The sequence below is a fragment of the Marinagarivorans cellulosilyticus genome, assembly GCF_021655555.1.
GTDB lineage: Bacteria > Pseudomonadota > Gammaproteobacteria > Pseudomonadales > Cellvibrionaceae > Marinagarivorans > Marinagarivorans cellulosilyticus.
In genome coordinates this window covers 4,435,205-4,450,998 of the sequence record NZ_AP023086.1, presented here as the reverse complement: position 1 = coordinate 4,450,998, position 15,794 = coordinate 4,435,205, and the positions used below count along the sequence as shown (strand labels likewise).

9 protein-coding genes are annotated in these 15,794 nt (G+C 45.8%); all 9 read left to right on the top strand.

Annotated features, from left to right (window positions below; genetic code table 11):
* Window positions 1-6 precede the first annotated feature (6 nt).
* The 9 genes from flgH to fliD all read left to right on the top strand — a co-directional run bounded on the left by flgH (window position 7) and on the right by fliD (window position 15,760).
* Entirely contained in the window at window positions 7-702 is a 696-nt protein-coding gene (gene flgH, locus MARGE09_RS18230) for a flagellar basal body L-ring protein FlgH (RefSeq protein WP_236984452.1), read from the top strand.
* Between the two features lie 7 nt (window positions 703-709).
* The gene (locus MARGE09_RS18225; RefSeq protein ID WP_236984445.1) at window positions 710-1,822 is read left to right on the top strand and encodes a flagellar basal body P-ring protein FlgI; all 1,113 of its coding nucleotides are present in this window, start codon (window positions 710-712) and stop codon (window positions 1,820-1,822) included.
* Window positions 1,823-1,834: 12 nt separating this feature from the next.
* Window positions 1,835-2,854 (top strand): flagellar assembly peptidoglycan hydrolase FlgJ, encoded by a 1,020-nt coding sequence (gene flgJ, locus MARGE09_RS18220; protein ID WP_236984438.1) that lies wholly within the window; start codon window positions 1,835-1,837, stop codon window positions 2,852-2,854.
* 8 nt (window positions 2,855-2,862) lie between these two features.
* Window positions 2,863-6,057 carry a flagellar hook-associated protein FlgK gene (gene flgK / locus MARGE09_RS18215; protein ID WP_236984436.1) on the top strand — a complete coding sequence of 1,065 codons (3,195 nt, stop codon included), beginning with the start codon at window positions 2,863-2,865 and terminating at the stop codon, window positions 6,055-6,057.
* 48 nt (window positions 6,058-6,105) lie between these two features.
* Entirely contained in the window at window positions 6,106-7,707 is a 1,602-nt protein-coding gene (gene flgL / locus MARGE09_RS18210) for a flagellar hook-associated protein FlgL (protein ID WP_236984434.1), read from the top strand.
* A gap of 505 nt (window positions 7,708-8,212) precedes the next feature.
* The gene (locus MARGE09_RS21655) at window positions 8,213-10,345 is read left to right on the top strand and encodes a flagellin N-terminal helical domain-containing protein (protein WP_275068733.1); all 2,133 of its coding nucleotides are present in this window, start codon (window positions 8,213-8,215) and stop codon (window positions 10,343-10,345) included.
* 477 nt (window positions 10,346-10,822) lie between these two features.
* The gene (locus tag MARGE09_RS21650) at window positions 10,823-12,880 is read left to right on the top strand and encodes a flagellin N-terminal helical domain-containing protein (RefSeq protein WP_275068732.1); all 2,058 of its coding nucleotides are present in this window, start codon (window positions 10,823-10,825) and stop codon (window positions 12,878-12,880) included.
* 88 nt (window positions 12,881-12,968) lie between these two features.
* Window positions 12,969-13,409, top strand: coding sequence for a flagellar protein FlaG (locus MARGE09_RS18185; protein WP_236984432.1), 441 nt, complete (start codon window positions 12,969-12,971; stop codon window positions 13,407-13,409).
* A 299-nt stretch (window positions 13,410-13,708) separates the two neighbouring features.
* Window positions 13,709-15,760 carry a flagellar filament capping protein FliD gene (gene fliD / locus MARGE09_RS18180; RefSeq protein ID WP_236984430.1) on the top strand — a complete coding sequence of 684 codons (2,052 nt, stop codon included), beginning with the start codon at window positions 13,709-13,711 and terminating at the stop codon, window positions 15,758-15,760.
* The last annotated feature ends 34 nt before the right edge of the window (window positions 15,761-15,794 follow it).

The window sequence follows — 15,794 nt, the reverse complement described above, 5'->3', positions numbered from 1 at the left end:
GTGAATATGAATTTAAAATATTTACGCATACCGTTAGCGGGCGCTTTAAGTGGTCTTGGCCTGTTACTGGTAGGCTGCGCGTCCCAGCCTACACCGCAGCCAGGCGATCCACATTTTGCACCGGTCGTTATGCCTTCTGTGCCGCCCGTACCTGCCACAAACGGCTCGCTATTTAGTGAGCGCTCAGCGATGCAGCTATTTTCCGATCAAAAGGCTAATCGCATTGGCGATTTGGTTACTGTGGTATTAAGCGAGCAAACGGTTTCAAATAAATCGGCCAATGTCGAGGTTTCGAAAGAGTCTGATATTTCGTTGCCGTCACCGACTGTTTTTGGCGCCCCTGTAACAATCGGAGGCAATACCTTAGCGACGAGTGTTTCTGCTGAGCGCGATTTTACCGGTGAAGCCGATGCTGCGCAAAGCAATAGTTTACGCGGCAATATTACCGTTACTGTGATGGATGTATGGCCAAACGGTACTTTGGTTATTCGTGGCGAAAAATGGATGACACTTAATCGCGGTGCCGAGCTTATTCGTATTAGCGGTTTAGTACGGCCAGACGATGTTTCCAGCGATAACGAAGTACTATCGACAAAAATTGCTAATGCGCAAATTACTTACACCGGTACAGGGGAATTGGCATCTTCGCAAACAATGGGTTTTATGAGCCGTTTCTTTAATAGCGGTTATTGGCCGTTCTGAGGTGATTATGTGGCAGCGTGGCTTATTATTTTTAGCGATTTTTATACACGCTTTCGGGTTTGTACCTTTAGTGTATGCCGATCGAATAAAAGATCTGGCTAGTATAGAGGGTGTGCGTGCTAACCAATTGATTGGCTATGGCCTTGTAGTAGGGCTTGACGGTTCTGGAGATAAAACAAATCAAGCGCCATTTACGACACAATCTTTTAATGCCATGTTAAAACAATTTGGCATTACTATTCCGCCGGGTACTCGCTTCCAGTTGAAAAATGTCGCCGCGGTTGCTGTACACGCAGAATTGCCGGCTTTTTCCAAGCCTGGACAAACTATTGATATTACAGTGTCCTCTATTGGCGATGCAAAAAGTTTACGCGGTGGCAGCTTATTAATGACGCCGCTTAAGGGGATTGACGGTAAAATCTATGCGATAGCGCAAGGCAACTTGGTGGTTGGTGGCTTTGGCGCCGAGGGGCGAGATGGTTCTAAAGTGACAGTGAATATTCCCAGCGTTGGGCGTATTCCCAATGGTGCTTTAGTCGAGCGTTCAGCGCCCAATACATTTGCGGAAAAAGAAACTATTGTTTTCAATTTACATACCCCCGATTTTACAACCGCTAAAAGGTTAGCCAAAAGTATCAATAACCTCGTTGGCCCAGATACGGCTAAACCGTTAGATGCCGTGTCTATTTCTGTACAGGCACCAAGGGATACAGGGCATCGGGTAGATTACTTATCGTTGTTAGAAAATATCGAAATTGTACCGGCCGAGGCCGCCGCAAAAGTCATCATTAATTCGCGTACAGGTACCATTGTCGTCGGGCAGAATGTGCGTGTTTTCCCTGTTGCAATTACTCATGGTTCATTAACCGTCACGGTTGACGAAAGCTTAGCGGTGAGCCAGCCCAATGCCTTTGCCGATGGTGAAACAGCGGTAGTACCAGAAACCGATATTGATATAGAAGAAGAGTTATTGCCCATGTTTAAGTTTGCGCCGGGGCCTACTTTAGATGACGTTGTTCGAGCGGTAAATGAAGTAGGCGCTGCGCCAGGGGATGTTATGGCCATATTGGAAGCTTTAAAACAAGCCGGTGCTCTGCGGGCAGAGCTTATAGTAATATAGAGGGTCTTTATTATGTTACCTGCATCTTCGCGCGCGCCGGTTCAAACGACAGCGGCTTATACCGATTTAAACAGTTTGCAAAAAATTAAAGCCGAAGGCGATAAAGATGTTGCCTTACACAAAGTGGCCAAACAGTTTGAATCTATGTTTGTCAGCTTACTCTTTAAAGGTATGCGACAAACCAATGCCGTTTTTGAAGAAGGGAATATGGGGCATAGCAATGCCGAGAATATGTACCGTGATATGCACGACCAGCAAATGTCGCTGAATATATCGGAAGGCCGAGGGATGGGTATCGCGGATATGGTATACCGCCAGCTTAAAGGTAATATTCAGCCTGAAAAAGTCAATTTACAGGGCTTAGATCATAGTCAGATGCATAAAAATAGAAGCTTATCGCCATCGAATAATGCTCAGCTACAAGCCACATTAAATTTAACCGATAAAAATGTTACCGAAAATCCACCGGTTAAAACTAAAACCATGGAGAAGCCGCTCGACTTTTCACCCAAAACACCACAAGAATTTGCCCAAGGCCTGTTACCTGTTGCCAAAAAAGTAGCTAAGTCTTTAGGTTTGGACCCGCTGATGATGGTTGCGCAAGCCGCATTAGAAACCGGCTGGGGTAAACATATGGTTAAAGATGCTTACGGCAAAAATGCTAATAATTTATTTAACATTAAAGCCGATTCACGCTGGCAAGGCGATAGTGTTAAAACGCAGACTATCGAGTATCGAGATGGCATTGCTGTGAAGGAGTCTGCGCGTTTTCGGCGTTACGATTCCATTGCGAGCAGTGTTCAAGATTTTGTCGGTTTTTTACAGGCTAACCCGCGTTATGGTGATGCGCTAAAAAATGCCAGTAATGGACACCAGTTTGTAGAAGCCTTACAGCAAGCGGGCTACGCAACGGACCCCCAATACGCGAATAAAATTAAAGCTGTTTATCAAAAAGTGCAGACCTTAAACGATGCCGAGCAAAAGCCAGCATCAGATAACAACACGGCTTCGACAACTGGCTGGAAAAGCTAGGAGGGCGCATGGGTAGTGATTTATTAGGCATTAGCGTTACCGGTTTACGGGTTAGCCAAGCAGCATTAAGCACTACCGGCCACAATATATCCAATGCCGGTACTGAAGGTTATAGTCGCCAGCGGGTAGATCCCATTACTAATCCTGCGACGGTTCAGGGCGGGCGCTTTGTGGGTAATGGGGCGAATGTAAATTCGGTAGATCGGATCGCCAACAGTTACGTCTCGCAGCAGTTGCGCATCGATTCTAGTTTAGCGGCAGATTTAACCGCCTTTTTTGATCAAAGCTCGCAATTGGATAACCTTTTATCTAACGAGTCAACGGGTTTAACCGGTGGTTTACAAACCTTTTTTGCGGCTATGCAAAACGGCGCCGATGATCCTACCTCAATTCCAGCTCGGCAGTTAATCGTCAGTGAGGCCGAAAATTTAGCGGATCGCTTTAATAGTATAGATGCGCGTTTTCAGGTGCTTGAAGGTGGCGTGCGCGATGGTATGGAAGTGGCCGTTGAGCGAGTTAACGCACTAGTGACTAACATTGCCCAGCTAAATTTGCGTATTACCGATGCTATTGGATTAAGTTCTGGCGGCGACCCCAACGATTTATTAGATCAACGTGATGAAGCCCTACGCCAGCTTTCTAAACTTGTACCCATACAAACATTTGACCAGGGGCGCGGGCAAACAAACGTACTTATTGCCGGTGCTTTGCCGCTTGTGGTCGGTGTAGAGGTAAATACTTTATCACTAGAGCCTGGGCGAAATGGTAGTGGCGTGGATGATGTAATTTTATCTGACGGCAAAGCAGGGCGGGTCGTTACCCAAGCTGTAAATGGCGGTGAATTAGGCGCCTTAATACGTTTTAGGGATGATAGTTTGCAGCCTGCCTACAATAGTTTAGGGCGTGTTGCAGTGGTTATGGCCGACGAATTTAATCGTATCCATCAACAAGGCATTACGCCTGAAAATGAATTTGGAAGTCGATTTTTTACAGATATTAACGACCCTGTAAATGTCCGCCAGCGTGCGATTTCATCCAGTGAAAATACATTACCAGCCGATAGGCAGCTTGGTGTTTACATTAAAGACACCGCTAACTTAACAACCAGTAATTATCTTGTTGAAATAAAATCAAATGGTTTATACAGCATTACGCGCAATGACGGTGGTGTTGAAGTTGCTTCGGGTTTATTACCCGGTGATTACCCTTTCTCAGTTGAATTTGATGGTTTAGAGCTAGAATTTGTTGGTGGTAGCTTTACAGAGGGTGACGAGTTTACATTAAAGCCTCTTGCTAATGGCGCGCGCAATTTTGGCCGTGTAATTGCAAACCCTGAGGATATTGCCTTTGCTGCACCAGTGGTAACCGATGCTGAAATTGGGAACACTGGCAGTGGTAAAATTACTGCGGGGAATGTGATCGGATTAACGAATAATGAGGGTGAAGCTTTACCGTTATTTGAGCATGTAGGGGAAATGTCGCCTCCGCTGGTTATTCAATTCACCTCTGAGCGAACTTATGATGTGTTAGATAACTCGGACCCTGCAAGCCCTAAGCAGCTCGATCCGCCAATAAGAAATCAGCGCTTTATTCCGGGCGTGAGTAACCCTATTTTCCCCACAATTGAAGGTCAGCATCAGGTATCGATGGCTGGCGAAATGGTGGGTTTGCCTGAAGGCCGTTCGCCAGTAACACAAGCGCTGGTTAACCCGCCTTACATTAATACACCGAATCCCGTATCGGGCGTTAGCGAGTTGGACTTCAGTGTTAATGATTTTTCTGGCGTTAATCAGTTTTCGTTTGTCGTCGGTTTAAGTGATACTGTTCTTGGCGCACAAGATACCTTAACGACAGTGACTGTTAGTGGTTCAGATATCTCTTCTGAAGATGAGCTTTTACGACACATAAATAGTCAGTTGGGGCCTTCTGGTGTTCGCGCCTATGTTGCCATTGATGGTGTAGGTAACCGAAGTTTGGCGGTTCATGCTGTAGATGAGGGCTACGGTAATGTAAGTATTCAAAGTTACAGTGGTCCTGCGAATGGTACAGCAAATAATTTATTGAATATTGGTATCGAAAGTGGTTTGTCTTATACCAGTAATGATGGTCTTAATGGTATTGAGGGTGTCGGAACGCTAAGTAACGGTTACCCAGCAGAGCGTATAACCTTAACTAAAGCTCCAGCGCAAGCGGGTTTACCACCTACAACTTACACTGTGTTCAGTAATTTACATGGCAGCGCAAGAGAACTAGCCAGCCAGTTAAGTAATATTCCAGGGGTGGATGCCAATGCGTTTACCTATGCGCAAATGTCAGATTTTAATTTATCTCGTAATGAACCGCTGCAAATTTCACTGAATGGACACGAACTAGTCGAGTACCGTGCCGGTGGTGTAGAGGGAAGCCGTTCGATGGTACAAAGTGTACCGGACCCCGACACAGATCCTGTGGCTTTTAATCAGTATTTAGCGGCGCGCATTAATGGCAATGAAACCTTAAAGCAGCAAGGCATTTATGCTGTTGCGGGGCAAAATACCGTAACGGGAAAAGCGGAATTACGCGTTTACAGCTCGGAAGGCGACGATTTAGCTTTTAGTGTCGTTGCGCAAAATGGTGATGGTGTCCGCGTGAGCGATGGTGAGCACAACCCTGTGACACTAATTGGTAGTGGCAATAATTCGCCAAGCCAAATTGTGGTTGGCGGCACAATGAATGTGCGTATGGACGAAGACATCACATTAACAACGCGCCCACCCACAAGTTTATTATTTGGCAATACAAGTGCGTCTGATTTTTCTGCCTCTACGTATTTGGGTATTGATGTTAGTTTGTCTGGTGTCCCTGATACTGGTGATCGCTTCACGTTGGATTTTAATCAGGATGCGGCATCCGATAACCGCAATGCCTTAGCGTTAGTCAATGTTGAAAGCGCACGTATTATGAATGGTAATACTGCAAGCTTAACCGATGCTTACGGCACGTTAGTGGAAGAAATTGGGATTACAACCAATGCCGCTAAAATTAATTCTGAAGCAGCAGAAGCCGTATTGGAGCAAACCGAAACATTACGCAATTCTATATCGGGGGTTAACCTCGATGAGGAAGCGGCAAACCTTATCCGCTTTGAACAGTTTTTTCAGGCGAATGCTCAAGTGATTTCGGTGGCACGAAGTTTGTTTGATACTTTGATCAGTTCTTTTTAACGACGGTTAATCGAGTAGGGCGCTAGTTCTATTGAGTAGGTAAACATTATGCGTATATCTTCACTGCAGGTTTTTAATATCGCCGATAAGAATCTAGCGCGCGTCAATAAAGAGGTGATTGAAACGCAAGAGCAAATGTCTACAGGCAAACGAGTATTAACGCCAGCGGATGATCCTGTGGCGGCCACTAAAATTATGCAAATTACGCAAGAGCTTGAAATAACCGCTCAGTACCAAAAGAATATTGATATTGCTGAAAATAATTTAACAATCGAGGAGTCTGCATTATCAGCTGTTAATAGCTTGTTGCAGCGCACGCAAGAGCTGGCCTTAAAGGCTGCGAATACGGCAACTTTAAGCACTGATGAATACGCTGTGCTATCGAGTGAAGTGGACGAGCAGCTAAAAGAATTATTGAATCTGGTAAATACTAAAAATGCCAATGGCGATTACATTTTTGGTGGTTACCGTACTGCGGGAGTGCCTTTTTCCGGCGACGCCTCTACGGGTTTTCGCTACCAAGGCGATGAAGGTCAGCAATTTATTAAAATAGCGAATAATACAACAGTCGCAGCGACGGATTCGGGAAAACGAGCATTTTTAGATGTGGCGAGCGAGCGCAATACCGTTAGTACTTACGAGGCCAAAGGTAATCTATCATCTCCAGCGGCCAAAATTAATGTGGGGCAGGTAGTTGATCAAGCGGCCTATGATAGGTTCTATCCTAATGATATTGTCATTACTTTTAATTCAGACGACGCAGTCTCACCAGCCAATAAAAATTACACGGTCACCGAGCGTGGCAGCAATCGTATATTAGCAGAGAATCAAATTTACTCCGGCGGCGATGAAATTGTTGTGCAAGGTGTTTCGGTGCGCATTAGCGGGTCACCAGCTTCTGGCACCCCAGTGCAGGTTGCTCGGTTCGATTATGGCGCTGAAGCGGCGCCAGTAATACCAACGGTTATTGCCGCCCCAGGGGAAACCTTTACATTGCGTGTGGGGGGTAAAGTTGAAACTTTTGTTTTAAGCGGTACCTTTAATAGCAATGCTGATATTACGGCAGCGTTAAATAATGTAGCCAATGGCAATGCAGAAAAACTGCAAAACTTAGGAGTAACGGCCAATAGTGAAGGTTTGCGCCAAAACTATGGCGTGAACATGCAGTTAGGTGATGCCTCTGGCGATATCGCTGGGCTTTTAGGGATTGCTGATCCTATCGCCGGCTATACCACCACCGACGGTGAGGTAGCCGGTGTAGGTGATCGGTTCTTTATTGATTCGTCTGAAAAACAAGATATTTTAACAACGTTAGCGCGTTTTAGTGAGGCCATGAAAAGCTATGACGGGAGTCAAAGCAGCCGCAACCAATTATCAGACCAAGTGGCCAGCACTATCGCCAACTTAAACAATGCGCAGACGAGTGTATTGGATGTGACAGCATCCATTGGCGCGCGAATGAATACGTTAGATAGTACGCGTAGCCTTCATTTTGACAGTGAGTTAGTCAGCCGCGATGTGCTTTCAAATATTCGTGACCTCGATTATGCCGAAGCCTCTACGCGTTTATCGCAACAAACGCTAATACTGCAAGCCGCTCAACAATCTTTTATTCGGGTTAGCCAACTAACATTGTTTGCCCGTTTATAATTATCTCGCCCCATCTTATAGGGTGGGTCTACTCCTTCTTAGCGCTGCAAGCTAAACGCTAGCCTCTTTAGAATTTGACTATCTAATCCGGTTAGATTACGTGATTGCTACTTCTCGACACTAGCTTAAACCATCTTTAGGTGAGATGTGCCCTTTAGGTTTTCCTGTGTAAAACGATGGCGTAAAGCTTTACTAAAAATTAGTGCTGCCAATTTTTAGCCCTTTAGTGACTGTCAAATTTCTTATTTTTAATCGAGCAGCGGAAATGTTCCGTCAAAGAAAAGCGGCAATGATTGTTCCTGTGCCTTGTTAAGCGTTGCCGCTTTGGCTTTTTCTCTATTGAAAACCCTTTAAAAACAGGGTTTTGAGCCTTTTAAACTACAAAATAAATAAAATATCAAGGTTGGCATAGTGGTTGCAATTTCCTTTATGACAAAGTCAATATTATTTTTGACATCACCCACCTATAACGTACGGGTGATTTAGTGAACACAGGAGATGAGTTATGCCTCTAGTCATTAATACTAACATTGCTTCTTTGAATGCTCAGCGACAGTTAGTGAATTCTGGAAATGAGCTGTCAACAGCAATGGAAAGGTTATCATCGGGTAAGCGGATTAATACCGCTGCGGACGATGCTGCAGGTTTAGCCATTTCTAATCGAATGACGGCGCAAGTCCGTGGCCTAAACCAAGCGGTAAGAAATGCCAACGATGGCATTTCATTAATTCAAACCGCCGAAGGTGCCCTGGATGAAACCACCAATATTCTGCAGCGTATGCGAGAGCTGGCAATCCAATCGGCTAACGGAATTTATGATGATTCCAACCGAAAAACATTGGATGCGGAAGTTCAGCAGCTTATTAGTGAGCTAGATCGTATTGCACAAACCACCACCTTTAATGGCCAAACATTATTAGATGGCAGTTTAGGGAATGTAGAATTACAAGTCGGTTCACAAGCAAATCAAACCATTGAATTTAATATTCAAGCGATGGATGCTAAAACCTTGGGTATGGGGTCTGTGAGTGTGGACGTGCTGGGGTCGGAAATTACTTCAACACTAAGCTCGTTAAGTTTAGATGAATCAGACATTCAAATAAATGGCCAATCTATTGGCAGTTTTGATGGCTCGTCAGATACCTTTCAAGATCTTATCGATGGTGTTAATGATAATGTACTGGGTGTCGAGGCCACAGGTTATACCTCACTCGAAGGGACAACCGTGGGTGACGGCGTATTGGAGAACGGTAATAAATTGCAAATTACCTTGGTGTCTGCTGATGGTAGCGGAAACAATGTATTTAATATTACTGATACCGATAATCTCGCTCAGCTGGCTGAAAAAATTAGCACCGTGACCGGCGGTGCGGTCAGCGCAGACATCGACGATAGCGGGCAGCTTATCATTAGTAATAATAGTGGTTCGACCATTGAAGTGATGGGCGTTGATGCAACTGGCTCCTCTAACGCGGCGGCAGAAATAATTGAACGGGCGACCGGTTTTAATACTTACGATGGCGCCGCGGCAACAACCGACCAAGCTTATGGGCAAATAATATTAACTTCCGAACACGGTGACCCAATTACGGTATCGCGTGGTGCGACGGGTACCTTGGAAGACCTACAAAACTTAGGCTTCCGCGAAAGTGATGAGGCGGGTGTTGTTAAAGGTGTGGGTTTAGGTTCTACCGGGGCGGCACAGGCTTGGAATGTCGGAGATTTGACGATAAATGGTATTGTGATTGATAACGACGATACCGATAGCTTGCAAGGTAAAGTCAATGCCATTAATGAACAAAGCGCCGATAGCGGTGTAGTGGCGCAAGCATTTGCTTCGTTATCTATCGATATTAGTACCGCCGATTTAACCGTAGTCTCAGCCGCGGCAGATAATCTGACACTTAACGGTGTGACTATCGACTTGGGCCTTTCGGCTAATGCGACAGCATCGGATATTGTCGATGGGTTTAATGCGAATACCGACTTAACAGGGGTAACGGCTAGGTTGTCGGGTACACGAATTATGTTGGAGTCCGATCAAGGCTCTATCAATATTACTAGCCCTTCAGCTAACAGTATTATTGCCAGCGGCACTGCGCTAGCTGGGGCGAATTTCCAATCGTACATTACCTCCAGTACGGGCACCTTGGTGAACTCTAGTGTTGCTGCAACGTCAGGGCTTTCGCTGGTGGTAGAGGCGGGGTTAAAACTGGTTTCTACCAGCGAGCAACCAATTAGTATTGAACTGGGTGACAATGCCGATCCGCAAACGCTTGGTTTAATTGAAGCTAATTCCACGGCGGGAGGTCGCTTTGGTACGGCCATTGCCAGTGTTAGTGTTGATACAGTCGCCAAAGCGCAAAAGGCTATCGGTGTAGTCGATAATGCACTGGATGCCATTAATGATGTGCGCTCGCAGCTGGGTGCTGTTAATAACCGGCTTGATTTCACCATTAATAATTTATTAGTCGTGTCGGAAAACACCTCGGCGGCCAAGTCGCGGATTATGGATGCCGATTTTGCAGCAGAAACCGCAGCGCTAAGCCGAGCACAAGTACTGCAGCAAGCCTCGCAGGCAATGCTGGCGCAAGCCAATGCGGCGTCGCAGCAAGTGCTCCAGTTGTTACAGGGTTAATAGCTCATAAATTTAAGTTTGGAAATTAAAGCTTGGATAGTATTTAGGTTCTATTGCTGCAATGAATTGTGAGAAGGGATAGGGACACGCGTTGATGGAGCAACGATCGGTAATTAATGGAAGGTTATAAAGGAAAGCTAGGTGTGAGGATTGGGTTATGACAAGGAGCGTGGCATAAGAGGGAGACGATCCAAAACAGGGGGCGCCAGTTTTACTGGCGCTTGTTTCCTTGAAAGTCGTATAGGTTTAGGTTCAACAGACAAACGCCTTTTGATACAGGGCCTCTAGAGGGTTTTATCCTTACAGTAAGTTGCCGATGGCTGCACGCATTCGCGTCGCGGCTTATTTTTATGTAAAAAAAGTTAAAGTTATTTGCCGCTAGGCCGAAAAGTGGATTAGAAGCGCTCAATAAGAGCATCTTCAAATTGAATGAGTGTAGATCTCTGCACTCGAGAGACTATCGGTGAGGAGGCAACCATGCCACTTTATATCAATACCAACGTTTCATCTCTGAATGCGCAGCGTCAGCTGAACAAAGCAGGTATGGGAGTTGACACAGCAATGGAACGCTTGTCTTCGGGTAGCAGGATCAACTCTGCCGCGGATGATGCTGCGGGCCTTGCAATTTCTAACCGCCAAACTTCACAAATTCGTGGTTTGGATCAAGCCGTACGTAATGCGAACGACGGTATATCATTAATTCAAACCGCTGAAGGCGCACTGTCGGAAACGACAAACATTCTGCAGCGTATGCGCGAACTGTCTATTCAGTCTGCTAACGGTATTTACGGCGATAACGACCGCGCCACCCTGGATGCAGAGGTGCAGCAGCTAGTATCTGAATTAGACCGTATTGCAGAAACCACCTCTTTCAACGGGCAAAACATTCTTGATGGCAGCACCGGTAAAATTGAGCTGCAAGTGGGTGCGCAAGCTAACCAAACCATTGGTTTTGAAGTGGCCGCTGTGGATGCTGATACTCTGGGCATGGGTTCGCTTAGTGCCGATGTGGTGAGTGACGAGATTTCTGCGACCTTCTCTACGTTGTCTTTCTCTGACCAAGATGTATTAATCAATGGCCAAGCCGTCGGTGCTATTTCTGCGGGTTCAACGGTAGAAGATCTTGTTACTAAGATTAACGATAATGTAAACGGCGTTACCGCAGAAACAGCGGTAGAGCTAACGGCTTCTAGTGTGGGCACGGGTGTTGTCGGTACGACAGCTTCTGTTGTAACCCTCACTAACAACGACGGTACTACCCAGTCAATCCAAATCAAAAACACCGACAGCTTACAAGAGTACGCCGATGCGGTTAACGAAGGCTTTGGTGGCCGTGTAAGTGCAACCATTGGTGACGATGGCAAGCTCAGTATGTCGGCTGAAGGCGCTAAAACATTGGCGGTTACTGGCACCGATACCACCGGTAGTGACGGTACTGCACAAGCCAAGCTTATTTTAACGTCTGACAGTGGCGATGATATTACGATTAAACGTGGCGCTACTGGCACCATGACGGACTTGAATAACCTCGGCTTCCGCGAAATGGATTCTGGTGGTGTTATTGAAGGTGTAGGTTTGGTAGCGACCTCTAACGGTGCTAACGAATCCCTAACCGCCGGCGATCTCACTATTAATGGTACGGTCATTGACCATAACGATACCGATAGCTTGCAGGGCAAAATCGATAACATCAACGATGTGTCGGATCAAACTGGCGTAACAGCGAAGGCTTATTCTACAGCCAGTATTGATATGACAAGCTTTGTGGCCACTGGTGGTGCTGGTACTGACAACCTTGAAATTAATGGTATTCAGGTAGATTTGGCCTTATCGAATACTGGTACTACTGAAGATGTCGTGACGGCGTTAAACACCTTTACTGACCAAACCGGTGTTTCGGCAAGGTTGCAGGGCACTAATATTATTCTAGAGTCTGACCAAGGCGCGATTAATATCAGTAATGCTACCGCTAACACGTTCTTTGGATCTTCAACAGGTATTGAGTCCATCACTAAAGCCACTATTACAACGGCTTCTGCGACAGGTACTTTTGCTGAAGCAACCACCACCATGACATCGGCAAACTCGTTTACCGCTGAAGCTGGTTTGAAATTGGTTAGCGAAAATGGCAACCCCATTAGCGTTGAGCTGAAAGACGGTTTCGACAATGCTCGCTTAGGCTTGAAAGAGTCGAACAACCTGGGTGAAGGGTCATTTGGTACATCACTATCTTCCATCAGTATCGACACCGCAGCAAACGCTCAAAAGGCGATTAGCGTAATCGATAATGCATTGGAAACAGTGAACGACATTCGATCTGACTTGGGTGCGGCGAGTAACCGGCTCGATTTCACAATCTCGAACTTGTCGAACGTATCCGAGAATACATCGGCAGCACGTTCACGAATTATGGATGCGGACTTCGCAGCGGAAACGGCAGCATTAAGCCGCTCGCAGGTTCTACAGCAAGCTTCACAGGCCATGTTGGCTCAGGCGAATTCTCGTCCACAACAAGTCTTGTCGCTACTGCAGTAAAAATAGAGGGCGAAAGCCCTTAGCAACAGGGACGTTGGATGCCGGAGAGGAGACTCTCCGGCTTGTATGGTTATAGAGAGGTAATTCTATGAACGATATCAGTGTTATTCGGCCCAGCTTTCCGACAGCGTCGGTAGCGTCTAAAACACCGGTTTCAACAGCGCCTGTGGAAGAAAGCGGCAAAGGTTTACCGCTATCAACAACAAAGCCTGCAAAAACAGAGTCAATACAATCGGAAAACCCTGTTGAAGATGTCGATAAGGTGAGCCAAGCAGCTGAAGTTGAACGCGATCGCGAGGCGGCTAATAAAGCGCTAGAAGAAGCGGTAGATACAGCAAATGACTTCGTGCAGACCGTACAGCGCGATCTACACTTTAGTATTGATGATGAAACCGAGCGAACAGTGGTTAAAGTTGTGGAATCGAGCAGCGGTGAGATTATCCGGCAGATCCCCAACGAAACCTTTTTAGAGCTGGCACGAAAGATGAAGGAAAACGGTGAGGTTAACTTGGTGAATGCAACAGGTTAAGTATTGCGTGTACAAAAATTTTGTAACGTAGGTTAAGCGTTACAAGTTACAAATAACACGTATAACGCATCGGCCGAGAGAGGGTTGGCATGTGTTAGAAACGTTGTATTTACCGGAATTGGTGATGGCACCATATTTCGGCGGCGTGGGTTTTGGCTTTTATAAATAGGCCTGCGCACTTAATTAACCGGTTCGAAATACAGTTGATATTTTTTGGTATGCAGTTGAAACAGGTCTAATTGCATTTATCCGCACAACGCGGCGGTTTTAGGTTTGAGTTAGGTTAGGGCAGGTGGGTTATGATTGAAAACAATATTATCCAATCATTAGGTGCCGGATCGGGTATCGATTCGCGTAATCTCGTTACGCAGCTGACCGAAATTGAGCGCTCTGCACCGCAAGCACGTATTGATACAAAAACAGAATTAAAAGAAACTCAAATTTCAGATTTTGGAAAAATTAAAAGTGCACTATCGACCTTTCAAGCATCTGTAGAAGCGCTGACCTCGGACGAAGGGTTATTTAGTAAAAGCGCATCGTTTACTGAAAGTGACGCGTTGGTGCCGACGGGCCTAGGTACCGACGTTGCCTCAGGTACTTATAAGTTTGAGGTGACCTCCCTTGCGCAATCACAGTCTTTAGCGTCGCCAGAGTTTTCCAGTGAAGATGATCAAGTTGGCGAGGGTACCTTAACGTTTAATTTTGGCCACTGGGATAGTGGCACCTTTGAAGGTGATGCTGATGCGACGCCTACCACAATAACCATTGACTCCACCAACAATAGCCTTAAAGGCCTAAGAGACGAAATCAATAATGCTGAAATGGGTGTAACAGCATCGATCGTGAATAATGGTAGCGGTTATGTGTTATTGATGACGGCAGAGTCGGGTGAAAATAATGAACTCGAAATAACCGTTGCGGAAGCGGGTGGTTCACCCACAGATACTGACGATAATGATCTTTCCCGGTTTGGTTATACGGCTGAATTGTTGTCTGACCCAATGGTAACACCCACGCGCTTAACCCAGCAGCAAGCCGGCACCGATGCCACTTTGGTTGTTAACAGTTTAACGGTTAACCGCAGTACTAATTCGGTCACCGATGTGGTTGATGGCTTAACACTTGATTTATTAAAGTCGTCCCCAGGTGAAATTATTTCGGTCACGGTATCGGACGATATCGAATTTGCCAAACAAACCACCCGCGACTTTGTTGATGCCTATAATGCCTTGCTCGAAGAGTTAGAACCTGTGATTGGCTACGACGAAGAGAATGAGCAATATGGTTCGTTAGTGAATGATTCTTTGGCGAAATCTGTGGTAGGGCAAATGCGTAATATCTTTGCTTCAAGCGTGACAGGTTTGCCAGAAGATGCGACTTTTAAAGCGTTAACAAATTTAGGTATTCGTACAGAGTTAGATGGCACATTAAGCATTACCGACAAAGAATTTGATGCCGCCTTCAAAGACAACCTAGAAGACGTTCAAAATTTGTTATCAGCCAGTACCAAATCCAGTGCTAGCGATATTACGGTGAACAGCTTTGGTAAACAAACGGTTGCTGGTGAATACGATATCGTCGTTACTACAACGCCGCGTAAAGGTGCTTTTACTGGTGATACAGTTGCTCAGGGTTTTCCTTTCGATACTGACTCGTTATCGTTTGGATTGAACCTGATTGTCAATGGTGTGGAATCTGATTTAATTACGGTCCCTACCGATGTTACTTACGATACAGAAGCGGATTTGGCGGCTGCGATGCAAAGCGCCATTAATGCCGATGCAAACTTAAAAGCGGCGGGCGCTACTGTTACAGTAGCGTTCGATACAGATCACTTCGTGATGACATCAACAAAGTACGGTGCTAGCTCGAATGTTAATGTCGATTCTGTAACGGGTGATGTTGATTCCTTCTTGAAAATAGCACAAGGCAATGGCAGTGCAGGCCGCGATGTGGCAGGCACCGTTGATGGCGTGGTGGGTTTTGGCTTGGGGCAGGTGTTATTGCCTAAATTAGGCGAGGCTGCTGAAGGTCTAAGTGTAGTGGTGGGTGAAAATGCAACTAGCACGACGGTCAACTTCTCTCGTGGTGTGGGTGGGCAGCTGGACGAGCTAATTGATACCTTTTTGCAATCTAATGGCTTAATTGATAAACGTGAAGAAACATTAGAGCGTGATATTTCAACATTAGAAGGTGAAGAAGAGCGATTAGATCGCCGCATGAGCGCTTACGAAGAGCGCTTAATGCAGCAATTTATTGCGATGGAAAATATCCTTAACGGCTTGAACAACTCCGGTAGTTTTTTAGATAATTTATTTAAGTCGTTGCCATTTACTTCATCAAAAGATTAGCGCCTGTCTCGTTACAGCCCTATATTCCTACAGT

Excerpts from the sequence above, each read along its gene's own strand:
- flgH (WP_236984452.1), top strand. The coding sequence starts at position 7 with ATGAATTTAAAATATTTACGCATACCGTTAGCGGGCGCTTTAAGTGGT.
- MARGE09_RS18225 (WP_236984445.1), top strand. The coding sequence starts at position 710 with ATGTGGCAGCGTGGCTTATTATTTTTAGCGATTTTTATACACGCTTTC.
- flgJ (WP_236984438.1), top strand. The coding sequence starts at position 1,835 with ATGTTACCTGCATCTTCGCGCGCGCCGGTTCAAACGACAGCGGCTTAT.
- flgK (WP_236984436.1), top strand. The coding sequence starts at position 2,863 with ATGGGTAGTGATTTATTAGGCATTAGCGTTACCGGTTTACGGGTTAGC.
- flgL (WP_236984434.1), top strand. The coding sequence starts at position 6,106 with ATGCGTATATCTTCACTGCAGGTTTTTAATATCGCCGATAAGAATCTA.
- MARGE09_RS21655 (WP_275068733.1), top strand. The coding sequence starts at position 8,213 with ATGCCTCTAGTCATTAATACTAACATTGCTTCTTTGAATGCTCAGCGA.
- MARGE09_RS21650 (WP_275068732.1), top strand. The coding sequence starts at position 10,823 with ATGCCACTTTATATCAATACCAACGTTTCATCTCTGAATGCGCAGCGT.
- MARGE09_RS18185 (WP_236984432.1), top strand. The coding sequence starts at position 12,969 with ATGAACGATATCAGTGTTATTCGGCCCAGCTTTCCGACAGCGTCGGTA.
- fliD (WP_236984430.1), top strand. The coding sequence starts at position 13,709 with ATGATTGAAAACAATATTATCCAATCATTAGGTGCCGGATCGGGTATC.